Here is a 2462-nt window from a genome sequence, read left to right as displayed (position 1 = left end):
TAGGGATCATAATGCAGCAATAAATATTCTTAAAAAAGGGTTACAATATTTGGGAAATCATCTCAACGGTACTGTTGGGCAAACAGAAACCGACCCAAACGCCTTGGGAGAGTCCGACCTCTGGATTTTCAGTGGAGACATTGAGAATCTAAGTTGTCTCGTTGAACAAGGAATTTCTAACAGCGATGTGGAAAGAATCCCCCGTCACAGCGTAGCTTGACGGTGGGAGTATGTTAATCCTAAGTATTTTTATTGTCTATGGCCTGTCATTTATCCCTCAATCAACTAGCTCAATTATTGTCCTTACAAGATAATGGTGACATAAGTTTTAGTCCTGATAGTTTAGTATCTGGCATTAATACTGATAGCCGTAGTATTGAGTCAGGACAAGCATTTTTGGCCTTAAAAGGTGATAATTTTAATGGTCATGATTTTATCGATATGGCTATCGAAAAAGGAGCGGCGACATTGATTGTCGATCAGCCAGTTTCGGTAAATTACTCTAGTAATATTCCTGTATTTCTAGTCCAGAATACCCTAGAAACCTATCAGCAATTAGCCCATTGGTGGCGGAATCAATTTACTATACCCGTGATTGCTATTACAGGATCGGTGGGGAAAACCACGACTAAAGAATTAATCGCCTCCGTATTAGCAACCCGGGGAAAGGTACATAAAACCTTGGCTAATTATAACAATGAGATCGGAGTGCCGAAAACTCTCCTCGAACTGGATGAAACTCACGATAGTGCCGTAATCGAGATGGGAATGCGGGGACGGGGAGAAATTGCCCTGCTCGCTCAAATCGCCCAACCGACGATCGCAGTGATTACTAATGTGGGAACCGCTCACATCGGTCGTTTAGGGTCGGAAGCAGCGATCGCAGAGGCCAAGGGTGAGTTATTGGCCGAGTCTCCTTCTAGTAGTATAGCTGTTCTTAACTACGATCACCCTTTACTTACCGAAACAGCTAAACGGGTATGGCAGGGGGAAACAATTACCTATGGCTTCTCTGGCGGCGATATAGTCGGGGAATTACTGGATTTAACTACTTTACGAGTCAATGGACTAGATTTTAACTTACCTTTATCCGGTCGTCATCATGCTTTAAATTTTATGGCGGCCTTGGCCGTAGCGAAAATTTTAGGCATCGATTGGACTTCTTTGCAAGAGGGAATTAAAGTTAATTTACCCAGTGGTCGGGCCAAACGTTACCAATTAGAGCCAGATATCCTACTCCTCGATGAAACCTATAACGCGGGTCTAGAATCAATGTTAGCGGCCTTGGATTTACTGAAAGCTACTCCCGGTCAGCGTCATATTGCTGTTTTAGGCACGATGAAGGAGTTAGGGTCTTTTTCGGAGCAATTACATCGCCAAGTGGGTGAGAGGGTGCAAAAACTAGGTATAGATCGCTTGTTTGTCTTGGTAGATGACCCAGAAGCTAAATTTATTGCTGAGTCCGCTACTGGGGTCGCTTGCGAATGTTTTCAAACTCATATAGATTTAATTAATCGTTTGAAGGACGTGATCGATTCTGGCGATCGCATTTTATGTAAAGCTTCCCATTCCGTCGGTTTAAATCGCGTGGTGGAGGAGTTAATCAGTGATATTAGGAGTTAGGAGATATATGTTAGAGAAGAGAGCATTTTTTAGCAAGAATAGCCGATTGAAAACTGTTTTTTCAGGGATTTTAGGGCTAGTTTTCTTTTTTTCGGTCGTGCAAGTCTCTTTTGCTCAACAATCGAGACAACTGGAGACTTATCTTCCGGATCTCAGTGGTTTAGCTTGGGTAGAAGCAGATATTTTTCTAGGGGTTCACGATGCCAAAAATAAGGGCAAAAATAGTGATCCATCTCAACCAAGGCTGAGTCTTTTACGGCTGCCTACGCAGGAAAAACCCCTATTATGGCAGGTTTTAAGGGTAGATTGGCCAAATCCAGAGGGATTGAGTAACGATCTCGAAAGTATTACTCATATCCCTGAAACTAACTTATTTTTGTTGGCTGAAAGTGGCGACAAAAAACCTTTTCAAAGACTATTTTTACTAGCATATAACCAGCAAAAAGTCAAGATAGTTGAGCAAATAAATTGGCCGATCGCAGTCGAAAATGTAGAGGCGATCGCTGTTAGTCGGCAAGGCGATCGTTATCTATTTATCTACGCAGAACGGGCCGATAGTCAAGAGAGTACCAAAATTCGCTGGACGGATATCTCGTTCAATCCCTTAAAATTCGGGGAATTTCAGTCGGTAACTTTTCGGAGTCCTTTTGGTAGTGGTAAAAATATTCGCCCCATCTCCGATTTAGCCGTAGATAAGCAAGGTAATATCTACATAGCTTCCGCTTACGATCCAGATAATGCGGGAGTGTTTAGAAGTGCTGTTTACCGTATTGGTCAAGTTACAGCCGATAATAGCCTAATTCTTGCCCCTAATCCCCAAAAAATTGCAGAAATCGACG

Annotated in this window: 2 protein-coding genes and 1 pseudogene; all 3 read left to right on the top strand. The window is 42.6% G+C overall.

The features are described 5' to 3' along the window. Nucleotides 1-220: pseudogene (locus PX481_RS27045) on the top strand (zinc ribbon domain-containing protein); the annotation flags it as partial. 38 nt (nt 221-258) lie between these two features. Beyond that, nucleotides 259-1623, top strand: a complete 1365-nt coding sequence (locus PX481_RS27040) for a UDP-N-acetylmuramoyl-tripeptide--D-alanyl-D-alanine ligase (RefSeq protein ID WP_288097028.1) — start codon at nt 259-261, stop codon at nt 1621-1623. A 7-nt stretch (nt 1624-1630) separates the two neighbouring features. Continuing rightward, nucleotides 1631-2462 (top strand): hypothetical protein (locus tag PX481_RS27035; RefSeq protein ID WP_288097026.1); only part of this gene is annotated, 832 nt, incomplete at its 3' end.

This window comes from Microcystis sp. M53603_WE2, assembly GCF_030065435.1.
This window is presented reverse-complemented; position numbering and strand designations above follow the sequence as displayed.